Genomic DNA, 22,621 nt, shown 5'->3' on the forward strand with positions numbered 1-22,621 from the left:
AACCCGGCCGCTCTGGCCGGGTTTTTCGTTGGCGAGGTTCCGCCAGAAACCTCCAAAACCCGGAATCTCACGATAAATTCAAGCTGTAGAGGCTGGCCATTTGCGAGCCTGGCAAATATTTTCGGCGCAACTATATATTCGAGCAGATTGAACCTCCGGAGGTCGCCTTGTCCAAATCCAATATGACCCGCCGTTCGGCCCTTTTGGGGGCTGCATCCGTTCTGGCCACTCCGGCCCTTGTCCGCGCGCAAAGTTCCGATGCGTTCCCGGAAACCGAAGATGCGATCAGCACGCAACTGCCGGTACGCCGAAATGTCTCGTCCTTCTCGCAGCAGAACTGGCAAGACCATTTTGATCAGCTGGGTGCGGGCTGCCTGCTGGCCGACATCACCAGCCGCGCGGTTCACTATTGGGGACCGGACGGGACGTATAAGCTGTACCCCAGTTCGGTTCCGATGAGTGAAGAGCTGACCAGGCGCGGTTACACCAAGGTTGTTCGCAAGGCCGAAAACCCGACATGGACGCCAACCGCCTCGATGCGGGAACGTGATCCGTCTCTGCCCGTTCGGATGGAGGGTGGTGACCCCGGCAACCCGCTGGGAACGCGCGCGATGTATCTGGGCTGGCCAGCTTATCTGGTCCATGGAACCCACGACACCCGCAAGATCGGACGGCAGAGTTCCTCGGGCTGTATCGGCCTTTACAACCAACATGTCGAAGAGCTGTACCCTCTGGTCCAAATCGGCACGCAGGTACGTTTGGTCTGAGGTCTAAAACTCAGAAACAGCAAAGCCCCGGCCATCAGGACCGGGGCTTTTTGTTTAGCGGGGCGCCAAGGTTATTCGGGCAGAATAACCTCATCGACCACATGGATAACGCCATTGCTGGCTTCGATGTCGGCCTGCACCACATCAGCGCCATTCACGCGGACGCCATTTTTTGCGTTGACGCTCAGACGATCGCCCTGAACGGTCAGAACCTTCGCGCGCTTGCCAGCGATATCACCCGACATCACTTTGGCAGGTACAACGTGGTAGGTCAGAATCTCAACCAGTTTGTCCTTGTTTTCCGGCAGCAGCAGGCTTTCCACCGTGCCTTCGGGCAGAGCAGCAAACGCCTCATCCGTGGGTGCAAAAACGGTGAACGGGCCGTTGCCCTTCAGAGTGTCGACCAGACCGGCGGCCTGAACGGCTGCGACCAGTGTGGTGAACGATCCCGCAGATACGGCGGTGTCAACGATGTCAGCAGCCTGAGCCTTGATCGGCATGGCAAGTGCAACGGCGGCGGCAGCGCCCATCAGTGTGCGACGAAACATGGCTGTCTTCTCCTCTCCAGCTTGTTATGGAAAGGGGTACGGCGCATGTTTCACACCGGATCACTTTAGGATCACTGTTCTTTGATCTGAACCCAGATACTCTGCGCCCGGCCATCGTTCAGAAACGGTAGCGCCTCACACGCATCAGGGCGGTCCTGTTGTAGGTAGTAACCCGGCCAAAGCATTGAAAATGCGCCAGATTGCAGCAGAGCGTGCAAAATGTACTGCTCACCCCAACCTGGACAGTCATAGAAAAAACGCTTGGGATATTCGTAAGGTAAAAAAACATCATGCACGTGAATGACAACGCCCGGTTTCAGCGTCGGAATGATGCGGCAGAAGAGATGCGCGACGTCATTGCTCATCCTAACAACATGGCTGGAATCGATGAACAGAACGTCCCCGGCCTCAAGCTGTTCGAACAGAGCCGGATCTACCTCCTCCAGCCGTTTTTGTTCGAACGCATCGACCACATGAGCGATATCCGCCCGCGGGTACGGGTCGATGGCTGTGATCTGCGTGTCCAACCCTCCGTCAAGGATGGCTTGCCGCGTCACGCGAGTTGAGTTGCCGCAACCGACCTCGATCACGCGTTTTGGTTTGAACCTGCGGATCATCAGATAAAGCGCATCGGCGTCAGGGCTGTCATAATAGCCATTGCCCAACCGATATCCTGTCTGGTTCCGAACCGGGTCCTTCAATGCCTCCAGCGCATCCTTGTGCTGGCCGTATTCGGCGATCAGCTGCGCGATGTCAAAATTTTCCATCCCCGGTGACAGCGCGTACGCGGGGCGCTCCAGCCCGCCTGCCCGCTCGAACGCTTCCAACCGGGCGCGTTCGTCCTGTTCGGTCACCTTGTCGACCAGCTTCACCCCTAGCTCATCAAGGGCTGCGTTGATCTGCGGGAATTTTCTGGGTTTCACGAGGCCAGCTCCGTTATCGCATTGCTGCCCGTTCCTTAGCGCTGCTTGCGGTCGCTCCGCAAGCGGCGCAGCGGCAAACCCTTGGCAAAACGTTGATTTACGTATTCACTGATTGCATTGGAAAATGGCAGGTAGGCCCATGCAACAAGATTTCACGATCGGCATTGAAGAAGAATATCTGCTGGTCGACCGCGACAGCCTGCATCTGGCCGAAGCTCCCGCCGCATTGATGGAGGCCTGCCAGGCCGATTTCGAAGGGCAGGTCAGCCCTGAATTCCTGCAGTGTCAGATCGAAGTTGGTACCCGTCCACACACGACCGTCAAAAGCGCGCGCGAAGATCTCAGGCGTCTGCGCTCTTGTGTTTCAAAGCGGGCCGCCGAGTATAACCTCAGCCCGATCGCCGTGTCCTGCCATCCGTTTGCCGATTGGAAAAAACAGCACCACACACGGAAAGAGCGTTACGACGCGCTGCAACACGCTTTGGGCGGCGTTGCACGGCGGATGCTGATTTGCGGGATGCATGTGCATGTGGGGGTCGAGGACCCGGCCCTACGCGCAGACCTGATGCCGCAACTCAGTTACTTCCTACCCCATCTGCTGGCGCTTTCGGCGTCCTCCCCGTTCTGGAATGGCGAGGATACGGGGCTTTCCTCCTATCGCCTGACCGTGTTCGACAATCTACCGCGTACGGGATTGCCGCCGGTCTACAACAGTTGGAGCGAATACGAACGCACAACCGGCGTCCTGGTCGAACTGGGCGTGATCGAAGACACCTCGAAAATATGGTGGGATCTGCGCCCCTCACATCGGTTCCCGACGCTGGAAACCCGGATTATGGACGTCCAGCCGCGGCTTGAGCACACCTTATCGCTGGCCGCCCTCGTGCAGGCGCTGACCCGTATGCTGTGTCGCCTCAAGGCCCGCAATCTGCGCTGGCGACAGTATGACCGCTTCCTGATCGGTGAAAACCGCTGGCGCGCGCAACGCTATGGGGTCGGCGAAGGGCTGATTGATTTTGGGGATCGGTCGATCAAGCCCATGGCCGAGCTGATCGGCGAACTCATGGGGATGCTGGCCGAAGATGCCGAGGCGTTGGGGACCATGACCGAACTGGCCCGCCTGCGTCAGATCGCCGAGACAGGCACCTCGGCAACCCGCCAACGGCGCGTCCAGGCCGAAGCTGTCGCGAAGGGCGAAGACCCTGGCCAAGCCGTTGTCCGCCATCTGATCGAAGAGTTTCACGCGGACCTCTAGCGAACCTTGTTATCAAACAGCTCTCAGGATTGCTCATCCTGAAATAGTTCTGTAACGATTGCGAAATAAACAATCGTTCAATTCTTTGCCTGTGGGAGGGTGCGCAATGGATTTCGGGCTGACCGAGGAACAAACAGCCATTTTCGATATGGCCTATGGATTTGGGCAGGACAACATCGCCCCATTCGCCCGCCAGTGGGAGGCCGAAGGCACAATCCCCAAAGAGCTTTGGCCCTGTATCGGAGAGCTTGGCTTTGGCGCGCTCTACGTCTCGGAAGACAGCGGCGGGGCCGACCTCAGCCGTCTCGACGCAACCCTCGTGTTCGAGGCGCTGTCCATGGCCTGCCCCTCGGTCGCGGCGTTCCTGTCGATCCACAATATGTGCGCCAAGATGCTGGACAGTTTCGCCAGTGATGAGCTGAAATCACGGGTCATGCCCGATGTGCTGAGCCTGAATACAGTGCTGAGCTATTGCCTGACCGAACCCGGCTCCGGCTCGGACGCCGCCGCGTTGAAGACGCGGGCTGAGCGCACGAACGAGGGCTACACGCTGAACGGCACCAAGGCCTTTATCTCGGGCGGCGGGTACTCGGATGCTTATGTCTGCATGGTCCGCACGGGCGCGGAAGGTCCAAAAGGAATCTCAACCGTCTATGTCGAAGACGGCACGCCGGGTCTGAGCTTTGGAGCGCTGGAACAGAAAATGGGCTGGAAAAGCCAACCCACAGCACAGGTCCAGTTCGACGATTGCAACATTCCTGCAGGCAATCTGGTCGGCACTGAAGGGGACGGTTTCAAATACGCCATGATGGGCCTTGATGGAGGACGTCTGAACATCGCCTCCTGCTCCCTAGGCGCAGCGCAGGCTGGGTTGGACATGACCCTGCAATATATGTCGGAACGGAAGGCATTCGGGCAATCCATCGACCAGTTCCAGGCTCTGCAATTCCGTCTGGCCGATATGGAGATCGAATTGCAGGCCGCGCGCACCTTCCTGCGGCAGGCTGCCTGGAAACTGGATCAAGGCGCGCCGGATGCGTCGAAATTCTGCGCTATGGCCAAGAAATTCGTGACCGAGACCGGCTCAAATGTTGTGGATCAATGTCTGCAACTGCATGGCGGTTATGGCTATCTTGCCGATTATGGCATCGAAAAACTTGTGCGCGACCTGCGGGTGCATCAGATACTCGAAGGCACAAACGAAATCATGCGCGTGATCGTGGCGCGCCACCTGCTGGCCGGAACCTGAGGGGATCATGCCTGACATCGACATACGCACGACCGGTCGCGCCGGGCGCATCACCCTGACCCGCCCAAAGGCGCTAAACGCCCTGAGCTATGAGATGTGCTTGGCCATCGACACCGCCCTGCGCAACTGGCGTGAGGACGACGAGGTCGACCTGATCATCCTCGACGCCGAGGGCGACAAAGCCTTTTGCGCGGGCGGCGACATTGCCAAACTGTATGAAACCGGACTCGCAGGGGATTTCTCACACGGGCAAACCTTCTGGCGCGATGAATACCGCCTGAATGCGCTGATCTTCGCGTACCCCAAACCCATCATCAGCTTTCTGCAGGGCTTCACCATGGGCGGCGGTGTCGGCATCGGCTGCCACGGAACCCATCGCGTGGTCGGAGAGACCTCGAAAATCTCGATGCCGGAATGCGCGATCGGGCTGGTTCCGGATGTCGGCGGCTCGTTGATGTTGGCATTGGCGCCTGGGCGGCTTGGCGAATATCTAGGCCTCACAGCATTCCGGATGGGACCAGCGGATGCCATCTACGCCGGTTTCGCCGATCACTTCATCCCTCAAGCCACCTGGCCGGACCTTATCGAATTGCTTGAGGCGTCGGGCAATGCCGAACTGGTCACCGATCACGCCCAACCCGCGCCCGGCGGGAAATTGCAGCAGATGCAACCCGAGATCGACCAGTATTTTGCAGGCGAGACACTTGAGGATATCCTCATCAGCCTTCGCTCAGAAGATACTGATTTCCCATTGAAAGCGCTGGAAATGATGGGCCAGCATGCCCCGCTCTCTATGGCCTGCACGGTTGAGATGATCCACCGCCTGCGCGGCCCGTCCCTGACCATGCATCGTGCATTGGATATGGAGTATCGTTTCACCTACCGCGCGCAGGAACACGGAGATCTCATCGAAGGTATTCGCGCGCTGATCATAGATAGGGATCGTAGCCCAAGCTGGCAGTACCCGGATATGAAAGTACCCGCTGTTGCGGTGTCGAAAATGCTGCAACCGCTTGGCGCGAATGCACTGACTTTTCAGGAGGATTAAGAGATGCAAATCGGTTTTATCGGCTTGGGCAATATGGGCGCGCCGATGGCGGCCAACCTTGCGAAGGCCGGGCATCAGGTGACCGGTTTTGACACGGCGGGTGTAAGCGTTGATGGAGTGACGCAAGCGCAATCCGCAACAGAGGCCGTCTCGGGCGCCGATGCCGTCATCACCATGCTGCCGAACGGCGACATCCTGCGCGCGGTCGCCAACCAGATCATCCCGACCATGCAACAGGGCGCGGTGTTGATAGACTGTTCGACTGTCGACGTGGACAGTGCCCGAGCCGTGGCAGAGCAAGCCATCGCCGCGCATCTTCTGTCCGTGGACGCGCCGGTCTCCGGCGGAATCGGAGGGGCCTCGGCCGGCACCCTGACCTTCATGGCTGGCGGAACATCCGACGCCTTTGCCAAGGCCGCTCCCCTGTTTGACATCATGGGGCAAAAAGCCGTGCATTGCGGGGAGGCCGGTGCTGGACAGGCAGCAAAAATCTGCAACAACATGATCCTCGGCGTCACCATGATCGCAACCTGCGAAGCCTTCGCGCTCGCCGACAAACTGGGCCTGGATCGGCAAAAGATGTTCGATGTGGTCAGCACGTCCTCCGGCTATAGCTGGACCATGAACGCCTATTGCCCCGCCCCCGGAGTCGGCCCCACCAGCCCTGCGGATAATGACTATCAGCCGGGCTTCGCCGCCGAATTGATGTTGAAGGACCTGCGCCTCAGCCAGCAAGCTGCCGAAAGCGCCGATGCCGACACCCCGATGGGCCAAGCCGCAACTGCGCTCTATCAGCAGTTCGTTGAAGCCGAAGGCGGTTTGGGCCAGGATTTCTCAGCCATGCTGCCCAGATTTGAAAAACGCAGCCGAGAATAAGGCACAAGGATCCTTCATTCATCTGGCTAAAAAAATCCCGGAGCGCGAGGCAGAGCCTCGCAAAAAACCGTGTCGCAGCCTATTCAGCCGCGACACGGGTGCCTGAAAGCATCGGCTTGAGGTAACGCCCGGTGTGGCTCCGCTCGACCTCGGCCACCTCTTCCGGTGTCCCAGTCGCCACGATCTCACCACCGCCGTCGCCACCTTCCGGGCCGATATCAATGATGTGGTCTGCGGTTTTCACAACGTCCAAATTGTGTTCGATCACAACAACCGTGTTCCCTTGGTCAACCAGTTCATGCAGCACTTCCAAGAGCTTACGTACGTCTTCGAAATGCAGACCCGTGGTCGGCTCGTCCAGAATATACAGCGTCCGCCCGGTTGAGCGTTTCGAAAGCTCCTTCGACAATTTGACCCGCTGCGCCTCACCTCCGGACAGCGTGGTCGCCTGCTGGCCCACCTTGATATAGCCCAGCCCAACCCGCGCCAGAGCATCCATCTTATCGCGGATCGAGGGCACGGCCTTAAAGAACTCCTGCGCGTCTTCGACCGTCATATCAAGCACATCGGCGATGGACTTGCCTTTGAATTTGATCTCCAGCGTCTCTCGATTGTACCGCGCGCCTTTGCAGGTCTCGCAAGTGACGTACACATCGGGTAGGAAGTGCATCTCGATCTTGATGACACCGTCGCCCTGACACGCCTCACATCGACCGCCCTTGACGTTGAAACTGAACCGTCCCGGCTTATAGCCGCGCGCTTTGGCCTCAGGCAATCCCGCGAACCAGTCACGGATCGGCGTGAACGCACCCGTGTAAGTCGCTGGATTCGAGCGCGGAGTCCGACCGATGGGGCGTTGGTCGATGTCGATGACCTTGTCCAGATGCTCCAACCCTTTGATCGTTTCGCACGGCGCAGGCGTCTGGCGCGCGCCGTTCAACCGCATCGAGGCGGTTTTGAACAGCGTCTCAATCGTCAGCGTCGACTTGCCCCCACCCGACACGCCGGTCACACAGACGAATTTTCCCAAAGGGAACTCGGCCGTCACGTTCTTGAGGTTGTTGCCCGTCGCTTTCACCACGGTCAGCTTTTTCTTGTTGCCCTTGCGCCGCTCCGCAGGCACCGCAATCTCTCGCGTACCAGCCAGATATTGCCCGGTGACCGAGGCCGCATCGGCCGTAATTTCGGCCGGCGTTCCCTTGCTGACGACCTGCCCACCGTGGACACCCGCTCCGGGGCCGATGTCGAACACGTAGTCGGCCTCACGTATGGCCTCTTCATCGTGTTCGACGACGATCACCGTATTGCCCTGATCTCGCAGGTTTTTCAGAGTACCTAGCAGGCGGTCATTGTCCCGTTGGTGCAAGCCGATTGACGGCTCGTCAAGAACATAGAGAACGCCAGTCAGACCCGATCCGATCTGGCTGGCAAGCCGGATACGCTGGCTTTCACCACCGGATAAAGTTCCACTTGAACGTGACAGCGTAAGGTATTCCAATCCCACGTTATTCAGGAATCCGAGACGTTCACGAATCTCTTTCAGAATCGCACGCGCGATCTCGTTTTTTTGAACGCTTAGATGGTTCGGCGCGTCCTCGACCCAGGCCAGAGCCTCGCGGATCGACATCTCGACCACTTGCCCCACATGCAGGCCTGCGATCTTTACGGCCAAGGCTTCGGCACGCAGGCGGTAGCCTTCGCAGGTGCCGCACGGACGGTTGTTTTGGTAGCGCTCGAACTCTTCCCGAATCCAGGCGCTGTCGGTCTCGCGGTAACGGCGCTCCATATTCGGAATGACGCCCTCGAAGTTGCGCGTCACCTGATAGACACGCCCACCTTCATCATAGCGGAATTGGATTTCCTCATCCCCAGAGCCGCGCAGAAACACCTGTTGCACCTTCTTGGGCAGGTCTTTCCACGGCGTGTTCTTGTCAAACTCATAGTGGCGCGCGATGGCTTCGATGGTTTGCAGGAAATAGGGAGACTTTCCCTTTCGCCACGGCGCCAGGGCCCCGTCATACAGCTTCAGTGTCTGGTCCGGCACCACAAGGCGCTCGTCAAAGAACAGCTCAACCCCCAGCCCATCACAATCCGGGCAGGCCCCGAACGGGGCGTTGAATGAAAAGAGGCGCGGTTCGATTTCGGGAATCGTAAAGCCGCTGACTGGGCAGGCAAAGTTTTCACTGAACGTAATCCGTTCAGGATCCCCTTCGCGCGGAGCTGTTTCAAGAATTGCGATGCCATCAGCCAAATCCAGAGCGGTGCGCAGGCTGTCGGCCAGACGCGTCTCCATCCCTTCGCGCACGACGAGACGATCCACAACCACATCGATATCGTGGCGGAATTTCTTGTCCAGTTTTGGCGGTTCGTCCAGTTCGTAGAACTCACCATCCACCTTGACGCGCTGGAAGCCCTGTTTGCGCAGTTCCAGAAACTCTTTCTTATATTCGCCCTTCCGGTCGCGCACGATGGGGGCCAGCAGGTAACCGCGCGTCCCCTCTTCCATCGTCATGATCCGGTCGACCATGTCTTGTACTTGCTGCGCTTCGATCGGCAGACCAGTCGCAGGGCTATAGGGCGTGCCCGCACGAGCAAACAGCAATCGCAGGTAGTCATAGATCTCGGTCACAGTTCCAACGGTCGAGCGCGGGTTCTTGGACGTGGTCTTCTGTTCGATCGAAATCGCTGGAGACAGCCCGCTGATATGGTCCACATCCGGTTTTTCCATCATATCGAGGAATTGCCGCGCATAGGCCGAGAGGCTTTCGACATAGCGGCGCTGACCCTCGGCATAGATCGTGTCGAAGGCCAACGAGGATTTACCCGAGCCAGACAGCCCGGTGATCACCACCAGCTGGTCTCGCGGGATATCCACGTCGATGCTCTTGAGGTTATGCTCGCGCGCGCCGCGCACCTCGATATTCTTCAGCTCAGCCATTCTGGCCCCCAACAAACACGTCCCTCAGAGATAGGCGAGCGGCGCTGAGTCTCCAACAGAAAAGTTAGAACAAACTGTGAACGCACCGATTATTGCCGACAGATACTGACATCAGCCCGAAACAACGCCGGCCTCGTGCCAAGATCCTATGTTTTTCGAAACAATCGAGGGAAAATGGCGCGGTTGACGGGGCTCGAACCCGCGACCCCCGGCGTGACAGGCCGGTACTCTAACCAACTGAGCTACAACCGCGCATCTATTTTCGTGGCCTTTAAACTGGACCAAGTCTGGCAGCGATGGCGCGGTTGACGGGGCTCGAACCCGCGACCCCCGGCGTGACAGGCCGGTACTCTAACCAACTGAGCTACAACCGCCCGCTGCCCGTTCGTTGCTGAACGTTGGGGTGTATTATGGCTACGCTCGGGCATCGTCAAGCGGCGTTTTGAAGTTTTTTGCCTGAAGCCTGATTTTTGTTTGCAGCCGTTCCTCGGCCATCCTTCGGGGGTCAGCCCGTGGGACCGCGCGTTTGTGCCCCACCTGCAACAGCATATTGAAATCGCGCCGACCCCTACTCATCCTTAACGATAAAAACTAACCAGACACTCATGCGCTTTAGTCTCATTTTGACCCGCGCCAACAAAAACACAAATCGGAGCAGCAACATGAAAAAAATCATTGCTACCAGTGCATTGACCAGCCTTCTACTGACCGGCGCGGCATATGCCGTCGAGGTGACCGGCGGATATGTGGATCTGGGTTATTCTACCTTCACAGACAGCGATCTTGGCGATGTTTACAACCTCAACGGCGCGGGCGAGCTGGCGTTTTCCCGTGCGTTCAGCCTGCAGCTGGATGCTGGCGCTTACCGGTTCGAGGATGAGGACTTTGACGGCACAAGCGTCACCTTGCACGCCAATCTGCATACACAAAACGCCTCATTCGGTGCTTTCTATGGGCAGGACCATATCGAAGACGAGACGTTTCAATTCTACGGTGTTGAGGCCGGTTTCGGCGCAGGCCCCGCGCAGATCGAAGGGTACCTGGGCTTTCAAGATCTGAAAGAATTCTCTGACGCAGATGGCGTGATCCTGGGCTTTTCGGCCGGAGGGGCCGTTAATGATAAATGGACTGTGATCGGTAAATACGACTACCTGAACGACATTGAAGGTGCTTTAGACGTCAGCGCATTTTCGATTGGCGCGACCTATAATGTTGGCACCAACGCACAGGTCTACGGCGAATTCGGCGCGGCCCACCTATCTATCGGCAGCGGCAGCAGCACCGAACCCTTCCTTGGCGCAGGTGTCCGTATCAATTTGGGCAACGAGCGCGGCACAACCTTCGGTCGCCGTGGCGTTCTGGACAAGCTGCCCGGCCTCTAAGAACATCAGACCCCGGTTTGCATACTGGCCGGGGTCCCGCCCTATAAGTCTTGCAGCCGGGAATGAGCTGCGATAAGACGCCGGGCAATGGGTGATTAGCTCAGTGGTAGAGCGCTTCGTTCACATCGAAGATGTCAGGAGTTCAAATCTCTTATCACCCACCACCTCCAATTTTTTCATCTCCAGACAACGCTTGTCAGGTCAGAAGCCGCCTGCGTATCCTTGATATACGCAGTGTAAAGGGTTGACGCGGATGGCCAAATTGAAGCGTGACATTGGTCTACTGGGTCTGACCTTCATTTCCGTTGGCGGCATTATAGGCTCTGGATGGTTGTTCGGCCCGCTCTTGGCTGTGCAACACGCAGGACCAGCTGCGGTTCTGTCCTGGATCATCGGCGCGGTGGCCATGTTTGTTCTGGCCATCACCTTCGCTGAAATCTCGGCCATGCTGCCTATCCCGGGCGGCATCGCTCGGGTTCCCCAATTCTCGCATGGCAACATCGTCGCGATGGCAATGGGTTGGACAGCTTGGATCGGCTACAACACCACTGCGCCCATCGAGGTTGAGGCGATGTTGAAGTACTTAGCCCCCTACGCGCCGTGGTTGCACACTTCCGAGAGCGGAGATCTGACGAGCGCAGGTGTGCTGGTTGCACTGTCCTTCATGCTGCTATTCGTTGTCGTCAACGCCTTGGGCGTGAAATTCTTCACGCGTGTCAACGCCACACTAACTTGGGCGAAAATAGCGATCCCGGTCATTCTCTCAGCACTCTTGATCGCAAGCAGGTTTGAGTTTCAGAACTTCAAACAACCCGACGGGTTCGCCCCATACGGTCTGCAAGGCATCATGGCTGCAGTATCAACCGGAGGCGTGATCTTTTCATTCATCGGATTTCGCCACATCGTCGATATGGCGGGCGAGGTCCGCAACCCGAAATTCGCAATCCCAGCCGCGTTGGTCCTTTCAATCGTGATGTGTGCGGCCATCTATCTAGCTCTACAGATCGCATTCATCGGCGCCCTTGATCCAACTTCCCTTGCACAAGGCTGGTCCAGTCTCAGCTTCGGCGGTGAAGGGCCGTTGGATGCCGTGATTATGTCTGTCGGCCTTGTCTGGTTCCTAAGCGTATTGAATGTCGGCTCAGTCATAGGGCCATTCGGCAATGGGCTTGTTGCAACGGGTTCGAATGCTCGGATCGCCATGGCCCTATCAAAGAACGGTTTTCTTCCTCAACGCATAATGCGCTTGTCTTCGTTCGGAGTACCCCTTTGGGCGCTTGCATTGAATTTCGGGATCGGAGTTTTGTTCCTGCTTACTGTCCCGTTTACCACGGTCATCGCATTGAACGGGGCGGCCATTGTTTTGTCCTTCGCCGTAGGACCGATCGCTGTCGTATGCCTCAGAAAGCTAATGCCAGATCACCCACGCTCAATCCGAATCCCCGCTGTCCGTTTCGTAGGCGCTCTGGCCTTCGCCATCGCGACACTGATCGTTTATTGGAGCGGATGGGACACAGTCTGGCGTTTAGGCATCGCGCTGATCATCGGCATGATGTTGTTGCTGATCCGCTTTCACAATCGTCTGGACGAAATGGATGTAGTCGAAGCGCGTTGGCTGATGCCCTATTTCGTCGGCATCGGTGTGATCTCAATATTTGGCCAATTCGGAGAGGGTGCTCTAAAATTCATCCCGTTCGGCTGGGATATTCTAGTCTGCATTCTGTTCTCGACGGGGATATTCACGATCGCAGTCCGGTCGTCCTTGGCAGACGAAAAATTTCAGAAATACATCGAAGAAGAGGAGATTTTAGACCCGAAACAACCTGTTATCGGGCTATAGACAAAAAAGGCGGGGACCTGCCCCGCCTTTTTCGGTTTGTCTTAGTGCGCCGTTGCAGACGGCCCAGAGCTTTCAGCCGCTTTCGCTGCCGCAGCCGCCGCCTCTTCTGCGGCTTCGTCCCATTCGATGGGCTCGGGCTCTTCCACCAGCGCCTGTTTCAGCACTTCCGAGACGTGTTTGACCGGGATGATCTCCAACCCTTCTTTCACATTGTCCGGAATGTCGGCCAGATCCTTTTCATTCTCTTCTGGGATCAGAACCGTCTTGATGCCACCGCGCAGAGCCGCCAGCAGTTTTTCCTTCAAACCACCGATCGGCATCGCGTTCCCGCGCAGCGAGACCTCGCCTGTCATTGCGATGTCCTTGCGTACCGGAATGCCGGTCAGGACCGAGACTATCGAAGTCACCATTGCCAAACCAGCCGACGGGCCATCCTTGGGCGTCGCGCCATCCGGCACGTGGACGTGGATATCGATCTTGTCGAACTGCGGTGGCTTCACCCCGATCTGAGGCGAAATCGACCGCACATAGGACGAGGCCGCGTCGATGGATTCCTTCATCACATCGCCCAGCTTACCGGTAGTCTTCATCCGCCCCTTGCCGGGCAGTTTCAGCGCCTCGATATGTAGCAGGTCTCCACCAACCGACGTCCACGCCAGACCGGTCACGACACCAACCTGATCGTCCTGCTCGGCTAGCCCATAGCGGAACTTCGGCACGCCCAAGAAATCATCAAGATTCTCAGGCGTCACGGTGACCGAGTCGGCCTCTTTCTTGATGATCTTGGTCAGCGACTTCCGCGCCACTTTGGCGATTTCACGTTCGAGGTTCCGCACGCCCGCCTCGCGCGTGTAGGTGCGGATGATCGACTGCAGCGCCTCATCGGTCAGTTCAAATTCCTTGGCTTTTAGGCCATGGTTTTTGACCTGCTTGCTGATCAGGTGCTGCTTGGCGATCTCGGATTTTTCCTCTTCGGTATAACCGGCCAGCGGAATGATCTCCATCCGGTCCAGCAGAGGCCCAGGCATGTTGTAGCTGTTCGACGTGGTCAGGAACATCACGTTGGACAGGTCATATTCGACCTCAAGGTAGTGATCCATGAACGTGCTGTTCTGTTCCGGGTCCAATACTTCCAACATTGCCGAGGCCGGATCACCACGGAAATCCTGCCCCATCTTGTCGATCTCATCGAGCAAGATCAGCGGGTTCGTGGTTTTCGCCTTTTTCAGCGCCTGAATGATCTTACCGGGCATCGAGCCGATGTAAGTCCGGCGGTGACCCCGAATTTCAGATTCGTCGCGCACACCACCCAGCGAGATGCGAATGAACTCGCGCCCCGTGGCCTTGGCAACGGACTTACCCAGCGAGGTTTTACCCACACCCGGAGGGCCAACAAGGCACAGGATCGGGCCTTTCAGCTTTTTCGAACGCTGCTGAACCGCCAGATACTCAACAATCCGCTCTTTGACCTTCTCAAGCCCATAATGATCGGCGTCCAGAATGTCCTGCGCGCGGCCCAGATCCTTTTTGACGCGGGATTTGGTGCCCCACGGCAGCGACAGGATCCAGTCCAGATAGTTGCGCACGACGGTGGCCTCAGCCGACATCGGGCTCATGTTGCGCAGCTTCTTCAGCTCGCCTTCGGCCTTTTCGCGCGCCTCTTTCGACAGCTTGGTCTCGTTGATCTTCTCTTCCAGCTCGGCGACTTCGTTCGAGCCGTCCTCGCCATCGCCAAGCTCTTTCTGAATGGCCTTCATCTGCTCATTCAGATAATACTCGCGCTGCGTCTTCTCCATCTGGGATTTGACGCGAGTCTTGATCTTTTTCTCGACCTGCAGAACCGACATTTCGCCCTGCATCAGGCCATAGACCTTCTCAAGCCGCTCGCTGACCGAGAGCGTTTCAAGCAGTTCCTGCTTTTGCTCGACCTCAATGCCCAAGTGACCCGACACGAGGTCAGCCAGCTTGGCAGGCTCGGTGGTCTCACCCACGGCAGCCAAAGCCTCCTCGGGGATGTTCTTACGAACCTTGGCATAGCGCTCAAACTCATCCGCGACCGTGCGCAGCAGCGCTTCGGTTGTGGTCACATCGCCGGGGATTTCGGTCAGATACTCGGCACGGGCTTCGAAAAACTGATCGTTTTCAAGGAATTCCGTAATCTGCACACGCGCCTGCCCTTCGACCAGCACCTTGACAGTGCCATCGGGCAATTTCAGCAGTTGCAGGACATTGGCCAGAACGCCGGCCTGATAGATACCATCCACATCCGGATCATCGACACTCGGGTCGATCTGGCTGGACAACAGAATTTGCTTATCATCCTGCATAACCTCTTCCAGCGCGCGGACCGATTTGTCTCGGCCCACGAAGAGCGGCACGATCATGTGTGGGAACACCACAATATCGCGCAGCGGCAGGACGGGGTATGAGGAATTCAGAGGCTCATGCATGCTCTATCCTTATCATTGGCAAGACGGCTCTGGTCCCTGCTTGAGGCAACCGCTGGCCGTCTCCTGTCTTGGATGGTTTAAGGTGGGGCTGTTACCGCCCTATTTCAACCTCACCACCGTGTCTCAATGCGCAGCATGACCAAAGGTTCTGCGGACCGCAAGGCGCGCCGGGAAGATATCCACCGAAATTGTGCCGGTGCCTGCTAAATCGGCTCAATATCGCCCTGCGCGCGTTGCGCATGGAAATTGGCCTGCCAGGCCTCAAACGTTCCTGCCGCAATCGCGTCGCGCATACCCTGCATGATTTCCTGGAAGTAATGCAGGTTGTGCCAGGTCAACAACATGCCCGAGATCATCTCGTTCGAACGGAACACGTGGTGCAGATAGGCGCGCGAGTAGTTCGAACAGGCCGGGCATGTGCATTCTTCATCCAACGGGCGTGGATCATCCGCATGGCGCGCGTTCTTGATGTTCACCACGCCGTGTCGCGTGAACACCTGACCGGTGCGCCCAGATCGAGACGGCAAAACACAATCCATCATGTCCACACCGCGCGCCACAGCGCCCACGATATCATCCGGTTTCCCGACGCCCATCAGGTAGCGCGGCTTGTCGGTGGGCAGGAAATCGGGGGCAAAATCGAGGCAGTCAAACATCGCCTCCTGCCCCTCACCCACGGCCAGACCACCGATAGCGTAGCCTTCGAACCCGATCGCTTTCAACGCCTCGGCGCTTTCTTCGCGCAGGTCTTGCTCCAGCCCGCCTTGCATAATCCCGAACAGCGCGTGGCCGGGGCGATCCCCGAACGCATCGCGCGACCGCTGTGCCCATCGCATCGACAGCTGCATCGACTCGGCAATGCGCTTCCGGTCCGCAGGCAGTGAGGGGCATTCATCGAAACACATCACGATGTCCGACCCCAGCAGGCGCTGAATTTCCATCGACCGTTCCGGCGTCAGCTCATGCTTGGAGCCGTCGATATGGGATTTGAAGGTCACGCCCTTTTCGGTCAGTTTGCGCAACCCTGCCAGAGACATGACCTGAAAACCGCCTGAGTCGGTCAGGATAGGACGTTCCCAATTCATGAACTTATGCAGCCCGCCCAAACGGTCGATCCGTTCGGCCGTGGGGCGCAGCATCAAATGGTACGTATTGCACAGCAGGATATCGGCCCCGGTCGCACGTACGCTTTCCGGCATCATCGCCTTGACCGTCGCTGCGGTGCCAACCGGCATGAAGGCAGGGGTTCGAACCTCACCACGCGGCGTGTTGATCACGCCTGTGCGGGCTTTGCCGTCGGTTGCTTTGAGGTCAAAGGAAAACTGCTGGGTCATGTCATCATCTCGGATCGCGGAACCGGGCAGGCTTTGCCCGATCCGCCGGGTCTTTGCAACCCGTCACGGCAGAGAGGCCACGCGGGCCGTAAACAGATCAACAACCCCTGCCCCGTCAACGTCCCGGCAGACCCAAACCGGGGGCCGCCGCTCATCCGGCACTGTGGCTCCGATTGCCTCGCCTTCGGTTGCCACCTTCAATCCGGTCTGAACGGAATCGAACATATGATCATGGGTACATGCGATGACGGCGGTCGAGTCGTGCAGGCCGCAGCCCTCCAACCCTCCGATCTCTTTGTAGAACTTCAGATAGAACCGAGAGATATCGCGCAGAAATGCCCCCATGTCCGGCGACCTCAGGGCCAAATCCTCAAAATCCGCGCTCCTGTAGAGTGTTTTCAGCGTTACATCCAAACCGACCAGAACAGTCTCAGGCGGTGCTGAAAACACCGCGTCGGCTGCTTGGACATCGTGGTAGATATTCGCTTCGGCATGTTCCGTGATGTTGCCGGGGCAATAGACTGCGCCGCCCATGATCACAAGACGTTTGAGGTTCGAGGCGAATTCGGGATCCAAAGCCATGGCATCCGCGATATTGGTCAACGGGCCGACCGCACACACGACAAGCTCACCCGGATGTTGACGGGCCATGTCGACCAGAAAAGCGGCCGCACTTAGGTCGTGGTTCTGCCCGATCTCAGGGACTTCAGTCAGATCACCAAACCCTTCGGGTCCGTGCACATGCTCGGATGGGCTATGGCCGACCTCCCCATGAGCGAAGGGGGCACCCTGCGCCACAGGGACAGCTAGTCCAAGTTTATCAACCAGATAGCGCGCGTTGCGGCTGGATTGATGGACATGGGTGTTTCCGAAAACGGTAGTTAGCCCGATCAGGTCAATCTCGGGTGCGGCCGCAGCGTAGGCAATCGCCATTGCATCATCGATGCCGGGGTCTGTGTCGATTATCAGTTTCATCCTCACCCGATAGCGCAAGCATTCACAGATGCAAAGCGGTCACTGTCGCTTGTTTCGGTAGTCAGTTTCAAGCATTCCGGATTTGCAACCACCCCGGTTCCCGCCATACCAGAGTTGAATTCGGGCGACTCAATCCCCAAATGTATACTACAGTACACAATAAAAGAGGACAGTTATGACAGAAGAGCAGATCATCGGATTGCTTTCGTCGAATATCATTTACCTGTTGGCCGCCATTCTGGTGGTGGTCGTCATTTTCAAAGGTATCAAAATCGTTCCCCAATCTGAGAAGTATGTGGTGGAGCGGTTCGGGCGCCTGCACTCAGTCCTTGGGCCGGGGATCAACTTTATCGTTCCGTTTCTGGATGTTGCACGTCACAAGATATCCATTCTTGAGCGCCAGCTGCCAAACGCAACGCAGGACGCGATTACCAAGGATAACGTGCTGGTGCAGATCGACACCTCGGTCTTCTATCGCATTCTCGAGCCGGAAAAGACCGTCTATCGTATCCGCGATGTAGACGGCGCGATTGCGACCACAGTCGCGGGTATCGTGCGGGCTGAAATTGGTAAAATGGACCTGGATGAGGTCCAATCGAACCGCGCGCAGTTGATTGCTCAAATTCAGGCCAGCGTAGAAACCGCTGTCGACGACTGGGGTATCGAAGTGACCCGGGCCGAGATTCTGGATGTGAACCTCGATCAGGCCACTCGCGATGCAATGCTGCAGCAGTTGAACGCTGAACGCGCGCGTCGCGCTCAGGTCACTGAGGCTGAAGGTCAGAAACGCGCGGTTGAGCTGCAGGCGGACGCAGAGCTCTATGCGGCCGAGCAAACCGCAAAGGCCCGCCGTATTGAGGCCGAAGCCGAAGCCTACGCAACCGGCGTTGTTGCCAAGGCCATTCAGGACAACGGCATCGAGGCCGCGCAATACCAGGTCGCTCTGAAACAGGTGGAATCTCTGAACGCTCTGGGCAATGGTACTGGTAAGCAAACGATTGTCGTGCCGGCCAATGCGCTCGAGGCCTTTGGTGATGCGTTCAAAATGCTCAAAGGGGTTAAATGATGGCAGACCCGTTTTGGATGACGTGGTGGATCTGGATGGCGGGTGCTCTGGCGCTCGGCATTCTGGAGATCGTCCTGCCCGGGTTCATCTTTCTCGGATTCGCCATCGGGGCGGCTGGCACCGGCCTGCTGCTTCTGATCCCGGGTCTTACGCCCTCTCTGCCGGTTCTGATGCTAATCTTCGCGGTTCTGTCGCTGGTCGCATGGCTGGCCCTGCGTAAGACCTTCGCGCACCCGCATGGGCAGGTGAAAACCTTTGAGCGAGATATCAACGACTAAGCACCGGCAGCGCCCAAGAGTCACTGCACGACTGGACGCTGCCAGACCTGTTCCCTATATAAACACTCAGGCAACTGACCCGAGGCAAAGATGACTCACCCGAGTGAACAGTTAGAAGGCACACCCTTGATTGCGCCATCGAGCATAGAACACCCCCTGTATGATCAGGTGGTCGAAGCATGCCGGACGGTCTTTGACCCGGAAATCCCGGTTAATATCTACGACCTTGGCCTGATCTATACGATCGACATCAAGGACGACAACGCCGTCAAGGTGATCATGACTCTGACCGCCCCGGGCTGCCCCGTCGCCGGAGATATGCCGGGCTGGATCATGGAAGCCATCGAACCCGTTGCTGGCGTGAAAGAAGTTGACGTCGAATTGACCTGGGAACCGCCCTGGGGCATGGAGATGATGTCAGACGAAGCGCGGCTTGAACTGGGCTTTATGTAGCATCAGCATCCAGGTAAGCCTTTGTCACAAAAGGTTAACCCCTCTGTTACCAAAGTGTAGAGCTACTGTCACAGTACTGCGGGACACATGCGGCGCACGTGTTTGCACTCCCAAACGCTCTTGCACATGGGCCTGACTGGAAGACACCGCCCCCCATGGTATCGGCCCCGAAATTGGACCGCCCTTGCCCGAGGGCGGTCTTTTCTAGGCCCTAACTTACCCCGCACTTGGCCTTGATTTCATCCGATCGCGCATCGAGCTGCTTGATGTAGTCACCGGACAGCATCTTCAATCGCTTGTTCTCGGTCCCCGTCACCAAACCCAGCAATGCGCCTGCAGGAGTGATAGCGGCAACGCTTTCCAATTGCTTGTCCTCAGCATGTTTCTTCTCAGCTGCAATCGCGCGCAGATCACCTTCTGCTGTTGTGCAATTGATGGGATGTCGTTTCAAAGTTTCCTCGGCAAAAGCGGGAACTGAGAAAGCCACAAGAGCCGCGCAAGCCAAGAAAGCCCCCAAACTTACCTTCACTTTACCTTTTAACCTGTTCATTTTATTTAAATCTCCTCAGAAAGATCTCTGATCTCAAGCGCGTGGCTGTGATCACCCATAAACAGGCTATGCCTATCCTCAATGCGAAAGCAACACGGACACGGCTGTGCTTTCAGTATCAAATTTCAATTTCTAGGGGCGCTCTGACTTGAGCCTACTGAAAGACGACCCTAAATTACATCTATCGCGCGACGACGGAGACTCAGATGTTCGGCATCCCCGGCAAACAAGCCGTGACCATGACGCCCAAAGCGGCAGAGCAGATCACCCGCCTGATGAAATCCGGCGGCCATGCCGGTCTGCGCATCGGCGTGAAAAAAGGTGGCTGCGCCGGTATGGAATATACCATGGACTACGTCGATGAAGCCGATCCCCATGACGAAGTTGTGGAGCAAGACGGCGCGCGCGTAATGATTGCTCCAATGGCGCAGATGTTCCTGTTCGGTACCGAAATCGACTACGAGGTTTCGCTGCTGGAATCCGGGTTCAAGTTCAAAAACCCCAATGTTGTCGACGCCTGCGGCTGCGGCGAATCCATCAAGTTCGACGAAACCCTCGCCCAGCAATCCTAACTGGCGTTCAAGTGCACGTAGGTCTCGTTGTAGCGCCGTGTCAGGTGCTCTCCGGCGGTGTTCACCTGATCTGACGTCGGAGGCGCCACATTCGTGTGGTAGGACGGGTTGAAGAACAGCGGGACCGAGATCCTCTCATTCGTGCCGCCAACTACACGATGCTCGGTCGCTTTGACGCGACCGGCGGTCCAGAACTCCAACATCTCACCAAAGTTGATGATGAATACGCCCGGCTCGGCCTCGACCTTTTCCCAGCTGCCATCGGGCATCCGCACCTCAAGCCCCGCAGTACCGTCGGTCGCCAAAAGGGTCACGCAGCCATAGTCGGTATGCGCGCCGATGCCGAAATCCTTCTCTCCGGCCCAATCAGGACGCTGCGGATAGTAGTTCCCACGTAGCAACGCCATGGGCGTGTCAAACGCGTCGTCAAAACTGTCCGAGCCGCGCCCCAGAGCGACCGCAATTGCGCGTAGAACGCGCATCGCGACATCGCAGGCGTCGGTGTAATAGGACTGAACAGCCTCCCGGAACCCATCGGGCTTCGCAGGCCAAAGGTTAGGGGCATAGACGCTTAGATTCTCAGCGCGGTATGGGTTTTCCAGCGGCAACTCAAAACCGCAATCGAACACTTCCTTGAAATCGGGATTTGCGTTTGGATCGACCTGTTCGGATTTCGGCGCGCCCCAACCCCGGTTCGAGCCAGTTGACGCCATATCGACCGACTTCTTCGCCTGCACAGGCAAATGGAAAAAGGCGCGGTAGGCCTCGATGACGTCCTGAACCCGCTCAGCGCCAAGCCCGGTGTTGCCGACGGTCAGAAACCCCACTTGCCCGACGGCCCGCAGCAATCTGGCAAGCTCATCAATGTCCTGATTGTCCAATTTTTCAAGGTTGAGTTTGTCGATCATGGCGCCCTCGGATTCGCTGCGCGGACCCTGCCTTTCCAACACCGGAACTGCAACCGGAATTGTAAGGCCGGACCAAGGGTGATATCGCATGGAAAAACCTAAAGATAGCGACAAGGGAGACGCGGAGATGCGGCGCAAACTGGCGGCTGGAAACTGGAAAATGAACGGAACCAGCGCGGCGCTGAGCGAGTTGGACGCGCTCGCCGCGAAGCACCCCTCGCCCAGCGTCGATGTGCTGATCTGTCCGCCTGCAACGCTGTTGCACCGGGCCGCGGAACGCACCCAAGGCACGGGCGTTGCCGTCGGTGGACAGGATTGCCACTCCGCACCCTCGGGCGCGCATACCGGCGATACCAGCGCCGAGATGCTGAAAGACGCCGGAGCTACGGCCGTGATCCTGGGCCATTCCGAACGGCGCGAGGACCATGGCGAGCAGAACGAAGATGTGCGCGCCAAGGCCAACGCCGTGATGGAGGCTGGCCTCCAGGCGATCATCTGCGTCGGCGAAAGCCTTGAGCAGCGCGAGGCCGCCAACACGCTGGACATCATCGGAGGTCAGATGTCGGGGTCGATCCCGGACCGCTCTACCGGTGAGAACCTGATTGTCGCCTATGAGCCGATCTGGGCCATCGGCACCGGCAAGGTACCGACTTTGGACGAGATCGGCGAGGTCCATGACTTCATCCGCGCCCGGCTTGAGCGTCGCTTTGGCGAGGGAGTCGGGCGCTCGGTGCGTCTGCTCTATGGTGGTTCGGTCAAACCTTCCAACGCGGCCGAGATTTTCGGCGTGTCCAATGTGGATGGCGCGTTGGTCGGTGGGGCAAGCCTGAAAGCAGCCGATTTCTCGGGCATCGTTGAAGCACTGGAAACCGCCTGAGGACCCTCAGGCCAGTTTCATCGTGATTAGGCCCGCGACAATCAGAACCGCTGCGCATATACGCGTGGCGGTCACGGCTTCACCCAGAAACATGATGCCAACAAGAAACGCGCCCACCGCGCCAATTCCCGTCCAGATCACATAGGCCGTTCCCAGAGGCAGGGTCCGCATCGCAAGCGCCAGCAACGCGAAGGACCCGATCATCGACACGCCCATCACAGCCGTGGGCCACAGCCGCGTGAAACCGGCCGATTGCTTCATGGCAACGGCCCAAACAATTTCCAGTAGGCCGGCAAGTAGAAGAAAAATCCAGGACATCAAGGACCCCTTTC

21 protein-coding genes and 3 tRNA genes are annotated in these 22,621 nt (G+C 57.7%); 13 read left to right on the plus strand and 11 right to left on the minus strand.

Annotation, left to right across the window (positions count from 1 at the left end; genetic code table 11):
- Positions 1-182: 182 nt before the first annotated feature.
- Positions 183-767, plus strand: a complete 585-nt coding sequence (locus tag ACR0B5_RS04475) for a L,D-transpeptidase (RefSeq protein WP_480538671.1) — start codon at positions 183-185, stop codon at positions 765-767.
- A gap of 71 nt (positions 768-838) precedes the next feature.
- Here ACR0B5_RS04475 and ACR0B5_RS04480 read toward each other — a convergent pair whose 3' ends face one another.
- Both ACR0B5_RS04480 and ACR0B5_RS04485 read right to left on the minus strand, forming a co-directional pair.
- Positions 839-1,315 carry a fasciclin domain-containing protein gene (locus tag ACR0B5_RS04480; protein WP_170373597.1) on the minus strand — a complete coding sequence of 159 codons (477 nt, stop codon included), beginning with the start codon at positions 1,313-1,315 and terminating at the stop codon, positions 839-841.
- Between the two features lie 71 nt (positions 1,316-1,386).
- Positions 1,387-2,238, minus strand: coding sequence for a class I SAM-dependent methyltransferase (locus ACR0B5_RS04485; RefSeq protein WP_480538673.1), 852 nt, complete (start codon positions 2,236-2,238; stop codon positions 1,387-1,389).
- A 139-nt stretch (positions 2,239-2,377) separates the two neighbouring features.
- Here ACR0B5_RS04485 and ACR0B5_RS04490 point away from each other — a divergent pair, with 139 nt between their 5' ends.
- From ACR0B5_RS04490 to mmsB, 4 genes are all read left to right on the plus strand, one after another.
- Entirely contained in the window at positions 2,378-3,493 is a 1,116-nt protein-coding gene (locus ACR0B5_RS04490) for a carboxylate-amine ligase (RefSeq protein WP_480538675.1), read from the plus strand.
- A 106-nt stretch (positions 3,494-3,599) separates the two neighbouring features.
- Entirely contained in the window at positions 3,600-4,742 is a 1,143-nt protein-coding gene (locus ACR0B5_RS04495; protein ID WP_480538677.1) for an acyl-CoA dehydrogenase family protein, read from the plus strand.
- Positions 4,743-4,749: 7 nt separating this feature from the next.
- The gene (locus tag ACR0B5_RS04500) at positions 4,750-5,790 is read left to right on the plus strand and encodes an enoyl-CoA hydratase/isomerase family protein (RefSeq protein ID WP_480538679.1); all 1,041 of its coding nucleotides are present in this window, start codon (positions 4,750-4,752) and stop codon (positions 5,788-5,790) included.
- A gap of 3 nt (positions 5,791-5,793) precedes the next feature.
- Positions 5,794-6,666 carry a 3-hydroxyisobutyrate dehydrogenase gene (mmsB, locus tag ACR0B5_RS04505; protein ID WP_480538681.1) on the plus strand — a complete coding sequence of 291 codons (873 nt, stop codon included), beginning with the start codon at positions 5,794-5,796 and terminating at the stop codon, positions 6,664-6,666.
- A gap of 79 nt (positions 6,667-6,745) precedes the next feature.
- Here mmsB and uvrA read toward each other — a convergent pair whose 3' ends face one another.
- The 3 genes from uvrA to ACR0B5_RS04520 all read right to left on the minus strand — a co-directional run bounded on the left by uvrA (position 6,746) and on the right by ACR0B5_RS04520 (position 9,978).
- Positions 6,746-9,604 (minus strand): excinuclease ABC subunit UvrA, encoded by a 2,859-nt coding sequence (gene uvrA, locus ACR0B5_RS04510; RefSeq protein ID WP_480538683.1) that lies wholly within the window; start codon positions 9,602-9,604, stop codon positions 6,746-6,748.
- Between the two features lie 175 nt (positions 9,605-9,779).
- A tRNA-Asp gene (locus ACR0B5_RS04515) sits at positions 9,780-9,856 on the minus strand.
- A 45-nt stretch (positions 9,857-9,901) separates the two neighbouring features.
- A tRNA-Asp gene (locus ACR0B5_RS04520) sits at positions 9,902-9,978 on the minus strand.
- A gap of 288 nt (positions 9,979-10,266) precedes the next feature.
- Between ACR0B5_RS04520 and ACR0B5_RS04525 the strand changes: the two genes are divergently transcribed.
- From ACR0B5_RS04525 to ACR0B5_RS04535, 3 genes are all read left to right on the plus strand, one after another.
- Positions 10,267-10,986, plus strand: coding sequence for a porin (locus ACR0B5_RS04525; RefSeq protein ID WP_480538685.1), 720 nt, complete (start codon positions 10,267-10,269; stop codon positions 10,984-10,986).
- Positions 10,987-11,075: 89 nt separating this feature from the next.
- Positions 11,076-11,150 (plus strand) — tRNA-Val (locus ACR0B5_RS04530).
- Positions 11,151-11,239: 89 nt separating this feature from the next.
- Entirely contained in the window at positions 11,240-12,826 is a 1,587-nt protein-coding gene (locus ACR0B5_RS04535; RefSeq protein ID WP_480538687.1) for an APC family permease, read from the plus strand.
- 41 nt (positions 12,827-12,867) lie between these two features.
- Here the strand turns inward: ACR0B5_RS04535 and lon are convergent, their stop codons facing one another.
- From lon to ACR0B5_RS04550, 3 genes are all read right to left on the minus strand, one after another.
- Complete coding sequence (gene lon / locus ACR0B5_RS04540; RefSeq protein ID WP_480538689.1) at positions 12,868-15,276, minus strand: endopeptidase La; 2,409 nt, start codon at positions 15,274-15,276, stop codon at positions 12,868-12,870.
- 203 nt (positions 15,277-15,479) lie between these two features.
- Positions 15,480-16,610: a tRNA guanosine(34) transglycosylase Tgt gene (gene tgt / locus ACR0B5_RS04545; protein ID WP_480538691.1), complete on the minus strand. Its 1,131-nt coding sequence runs from the start codon at positions 16,608-16,610 to the stop codon at positions 15,480-15,482.
- 63 nt (positions 16,611-16,673) lie between these two features.
- Entirely contained in the window at positions 16,674-17,585 is a 912-nt protein-coding gene (locus tag ACR0B5_RS04550) for a nucleoside hydrolase (protein ID WP_480538693.1), read from the minus strand.
- Positions 17,586-17,760: 175 nt separating this feature from the next.
- Here ACR0B5_RS04550 and ACR0B5_RS04555 point away from each other — a divergent pair, with 175 nt between their 5' ends.
- The 3 genes from ACR0B5_RS04555 to ACR0B5_RS04565 all read left to right on the plus strand — a co-directional run bounded on the left by ACR0B5_RS04555 (position 17,761) and on the right by ACR0B5_RS04565 (position 19,382).
- The gene (locus ACR0B5_RS04555; protein ID WP_170373587.1) at positions 17,761-18,651 is read left to right on the plus strand and encodes an SPFH domain-containing protein; all 891 of its coding nucleotides are present in this window, start codon (positions 17,761-17,763) and stop codon (positions 18,649-18,651) included.
- The gene (locus ACR0B5_RS04560; protein ID WP_419739682.1) at positions 18,651-18,929 is read left to right on the plus strand and encodes an NfeD family protein; all 279 of its coding nucleotides are present in this window, start codon (positions 18,651-18,653) and stop codon (positions 18,927-18,929) included. Before ACR0B5_RS04555 ends, ACR0B5_RS04560 begins: the two co-directional genes overlap by 1 nt.
- Positions 18,930-19,019: 90 nt before the next feature.
- On the plus strand, positions 19,020-19,382 hold the full coding sequence (locus tag ACR0B5_RS04565) for an SUF system Fe-S cluster assembly protein (protein ID WP_170458085.1): 363 nt from the start codon (positions 19,020-19,022) through the stop codon (positions 19,380-19,382).
- Positions 19,383-19,593: 211 nt separating this feature from the next.
- Here the strand turns inward: ACR0B5_RS04565 and ACR0B5_RS04570 are convergent, their stop codons facing one another.
- Positions 19,594-19,932 carry a hypothetical protein gene (locus ACR0B5_RS04570; protein WP_480538696.1) on the minus strand — a complete coding sequence of 113 codons (339 nt, stop codon included), beginning with the start codon at positions 19,930-19,932 and terminating at the stop codon, positions 19,594-19,596.
- Between the two features lie 206 nt (positions 19,933-20,138).
- Here ACR0B5_RS04570 and ACR0B5_RS04575 point away from each other — a divergent pair, with 206 nt between their 5' ends.
- Complete coding sequence (locus ACR0B5_RS04575; RefSeq protein ID WP_170467154.1) at positions 20,139-20,504, plus strand: HesB/IscA family protein; 366 nt, start codon at positions 20,139-20,141, stop codon at positions 20,502-20,504.
- On the opposite strand, the gene ACR0B5_RS04580 is transcribed toward ACR0B5_RS04575, so the two are convergent.
- Positions 20,501-21,412: an isopenicillin N synthase family dioxygenase gene (locus tag ACR0B5_RS04580; protein ID WP_480538698.1), complete on the minus strand. Its 912-nt coding sequence runs from the start codon at positions 21,410-21,412 to the stop codon at positions 20,501-20,503. The genes ACR0B5_RS04575 and ACR0B5_RS04580 overlap by 4 nt on opposite strands.
- Before the next feature lie 127 nt (positions 21,413-21,539).
- Here ACR0B5_RS04580 and tpiA point away from each other — a divergent pair, with 127 nt between their 5' ends.
- A complete protein-coding gene (tpiA, locus tag ACR0B5_RS04585; RefSeq protein WP_170641976.1) occupies positions 21,540-22,289 on the plus strand; it encodes a triose-phosphate isomerase in 750 nt (249 codons plus the stop codon).
- Positions 22,290-22,295: 6 nt separating this feature from the next.
- Here the strand turns inward: tpiA and ACR0B5_RS04590 are convergent, their stop codons facing one another.
- The gene (locus ACR0B5_RS04590; RefSeq protein WP_170373583.1) at positions 22,296-22,607 is read right to left on the minus strand and encodes a DMT family transporter; all 312 of its coding nucleotides are present in this window, start codon (positions 22,605-22,607) and stop codon (positions 22,296-22,298) included.
- Between the last annotated feature and the right edge of the window lie 14 nt (positions 22,608-22,621).

This window comes from Ruegeria sp. AG1 (assembly GCF_056541705.1).

Coding starts and splice junctions, on each gene's coding strand:
- ACR0B5_RS04475 (WP_480538671.1), top strand. CDS start 183: ATGACCCGCCGTTCGGCCCTTTTGGGGGCTGCATCCGTTCTGGCCACT.
- ACR0B5_RS04480 (WP_170373597.1), bottom strand. CDS start 1,315: ATGTTTCGTCGCACACTGATGGGCGCTGCCGCCGCCGTTGCACTTGCC.
- ACR0B5_RS04490 (WP_480538675.1), top strand. CDS start 2,378: ATGCAACAAGATTTCACGATCGGCATTGAAGAAGAATATCTGCTGGTC.
- ACR0B5_RS04495 (WP_480538677.1), top strand. CDS start 3,600: ATGGATTTCGGGCTGACCGAGGAACAAACAGCCATTTTCGATATGGCC.
- ACR0B5_RS04500 (WP_480538679.1), top strand. CDS start 4,750: ATGCCTGACATCGACATACGCACGACCGGTCGCGCCGGGCGCATCACC.
- mmsB (WP_480538681.1), top strand. CDS start 5,794: ATGCAAATCGGTTTTATCGGCTTGGGCAATATGGGCGCGCCGATGGCG.
- uvrA (WP_480538683.1), bottom strand. CDS start 9,604: ATGGCTGAGCTGAAGAATATCGAGGTGCGCGGCGCGCGCGAGCATAAC.
- ACR0B5_RS04525 (WP_480538685.1), top strand. CDS start 10,267: ATGAAAAAAATCATTGCTACCAGTGCATTGACCAGCCTTCTACTGACC.
- ACR0B5_RS04535 (WP_480538687.1), top strand. CDS start 11,240: ATGGCCAAATTGAAGCGTGACATTGGTCTACTGGGTCTGACCTTCATT.
- lon (WP_480538689.1), bottom strand. CDS start 15,276: ATGCATGAGCCTCTGAATTCCTCATACCCCGTCCTGCCGCTGCGCGAT.
- tgt (WP_480538691.1), bottom strand. CDS start 16,610: ATGACCCAGCAGTTTTCCTTTGACCTCAAAGCAACCGACGGCAAAGCC.
- ACR0B5_RS04550 (WP_480538693.1), bottom strand. CDS start 17,585: ATGAAACTGATAATCGACACAGACCCCGGCATCGATGATGCAATGGCG.
- ACR0B5_RS04555 (WP_170373587.1), top strand. CDS start 17,761: ATGACAGAAGAGCAGATCATCGGATTGCTTTCGTCGAATATCATTTAC.
- ACR0B5_RS04560 (WP_419739682.1), top strand. CDS start 18,651: ATGGCAGACCCGTTTTGGATGACGTGGTGGATCTGGATGGCGGGTGCT.
- ACR0B5_RS04565 (WP_170458085.1), top strand. CDS start 19,020: ATGACTCACCCGAGTGAACAGTTAGAAGGCACACCCTTGATTGCGCCA.
- ACR0B5_RS04570 (WP_480538696.1), bottom strand. CDS start 19,932: ATGAACAGGTTAAAAGGTAAAGTGAAGGTAAGTTTGGGGGCTTTCTTG.
- ACR0B5_RS04575 (WP_170467154.1), top strand. CDS start 20,139: ATGTTCGGCATCCCCGGCAAACAAGCCGTGACCATGACGCCCAAAGCG.
- ACR0B5_RS04580 (WP_480538698.1), bottom strand. CDS start 21,412: ATGATCGACAAACTCAACCTTGAAAAATTGGACAATCAGGACATTGAT.
- tpiA (WP_170641976.1), top strand. CDS start 21,540: ATGCGGCGCAAACTGGCGGCTGGAAACTGGAAAATGAACGGAACCAGC.
- ACR0B5_RS04590 (WP_170373583.1), bottom strand. CDS start 22,607: ATGTCCTGGATTTTTCTTCTACTTGCCGGCCTACTGGAAATTGTTTGG.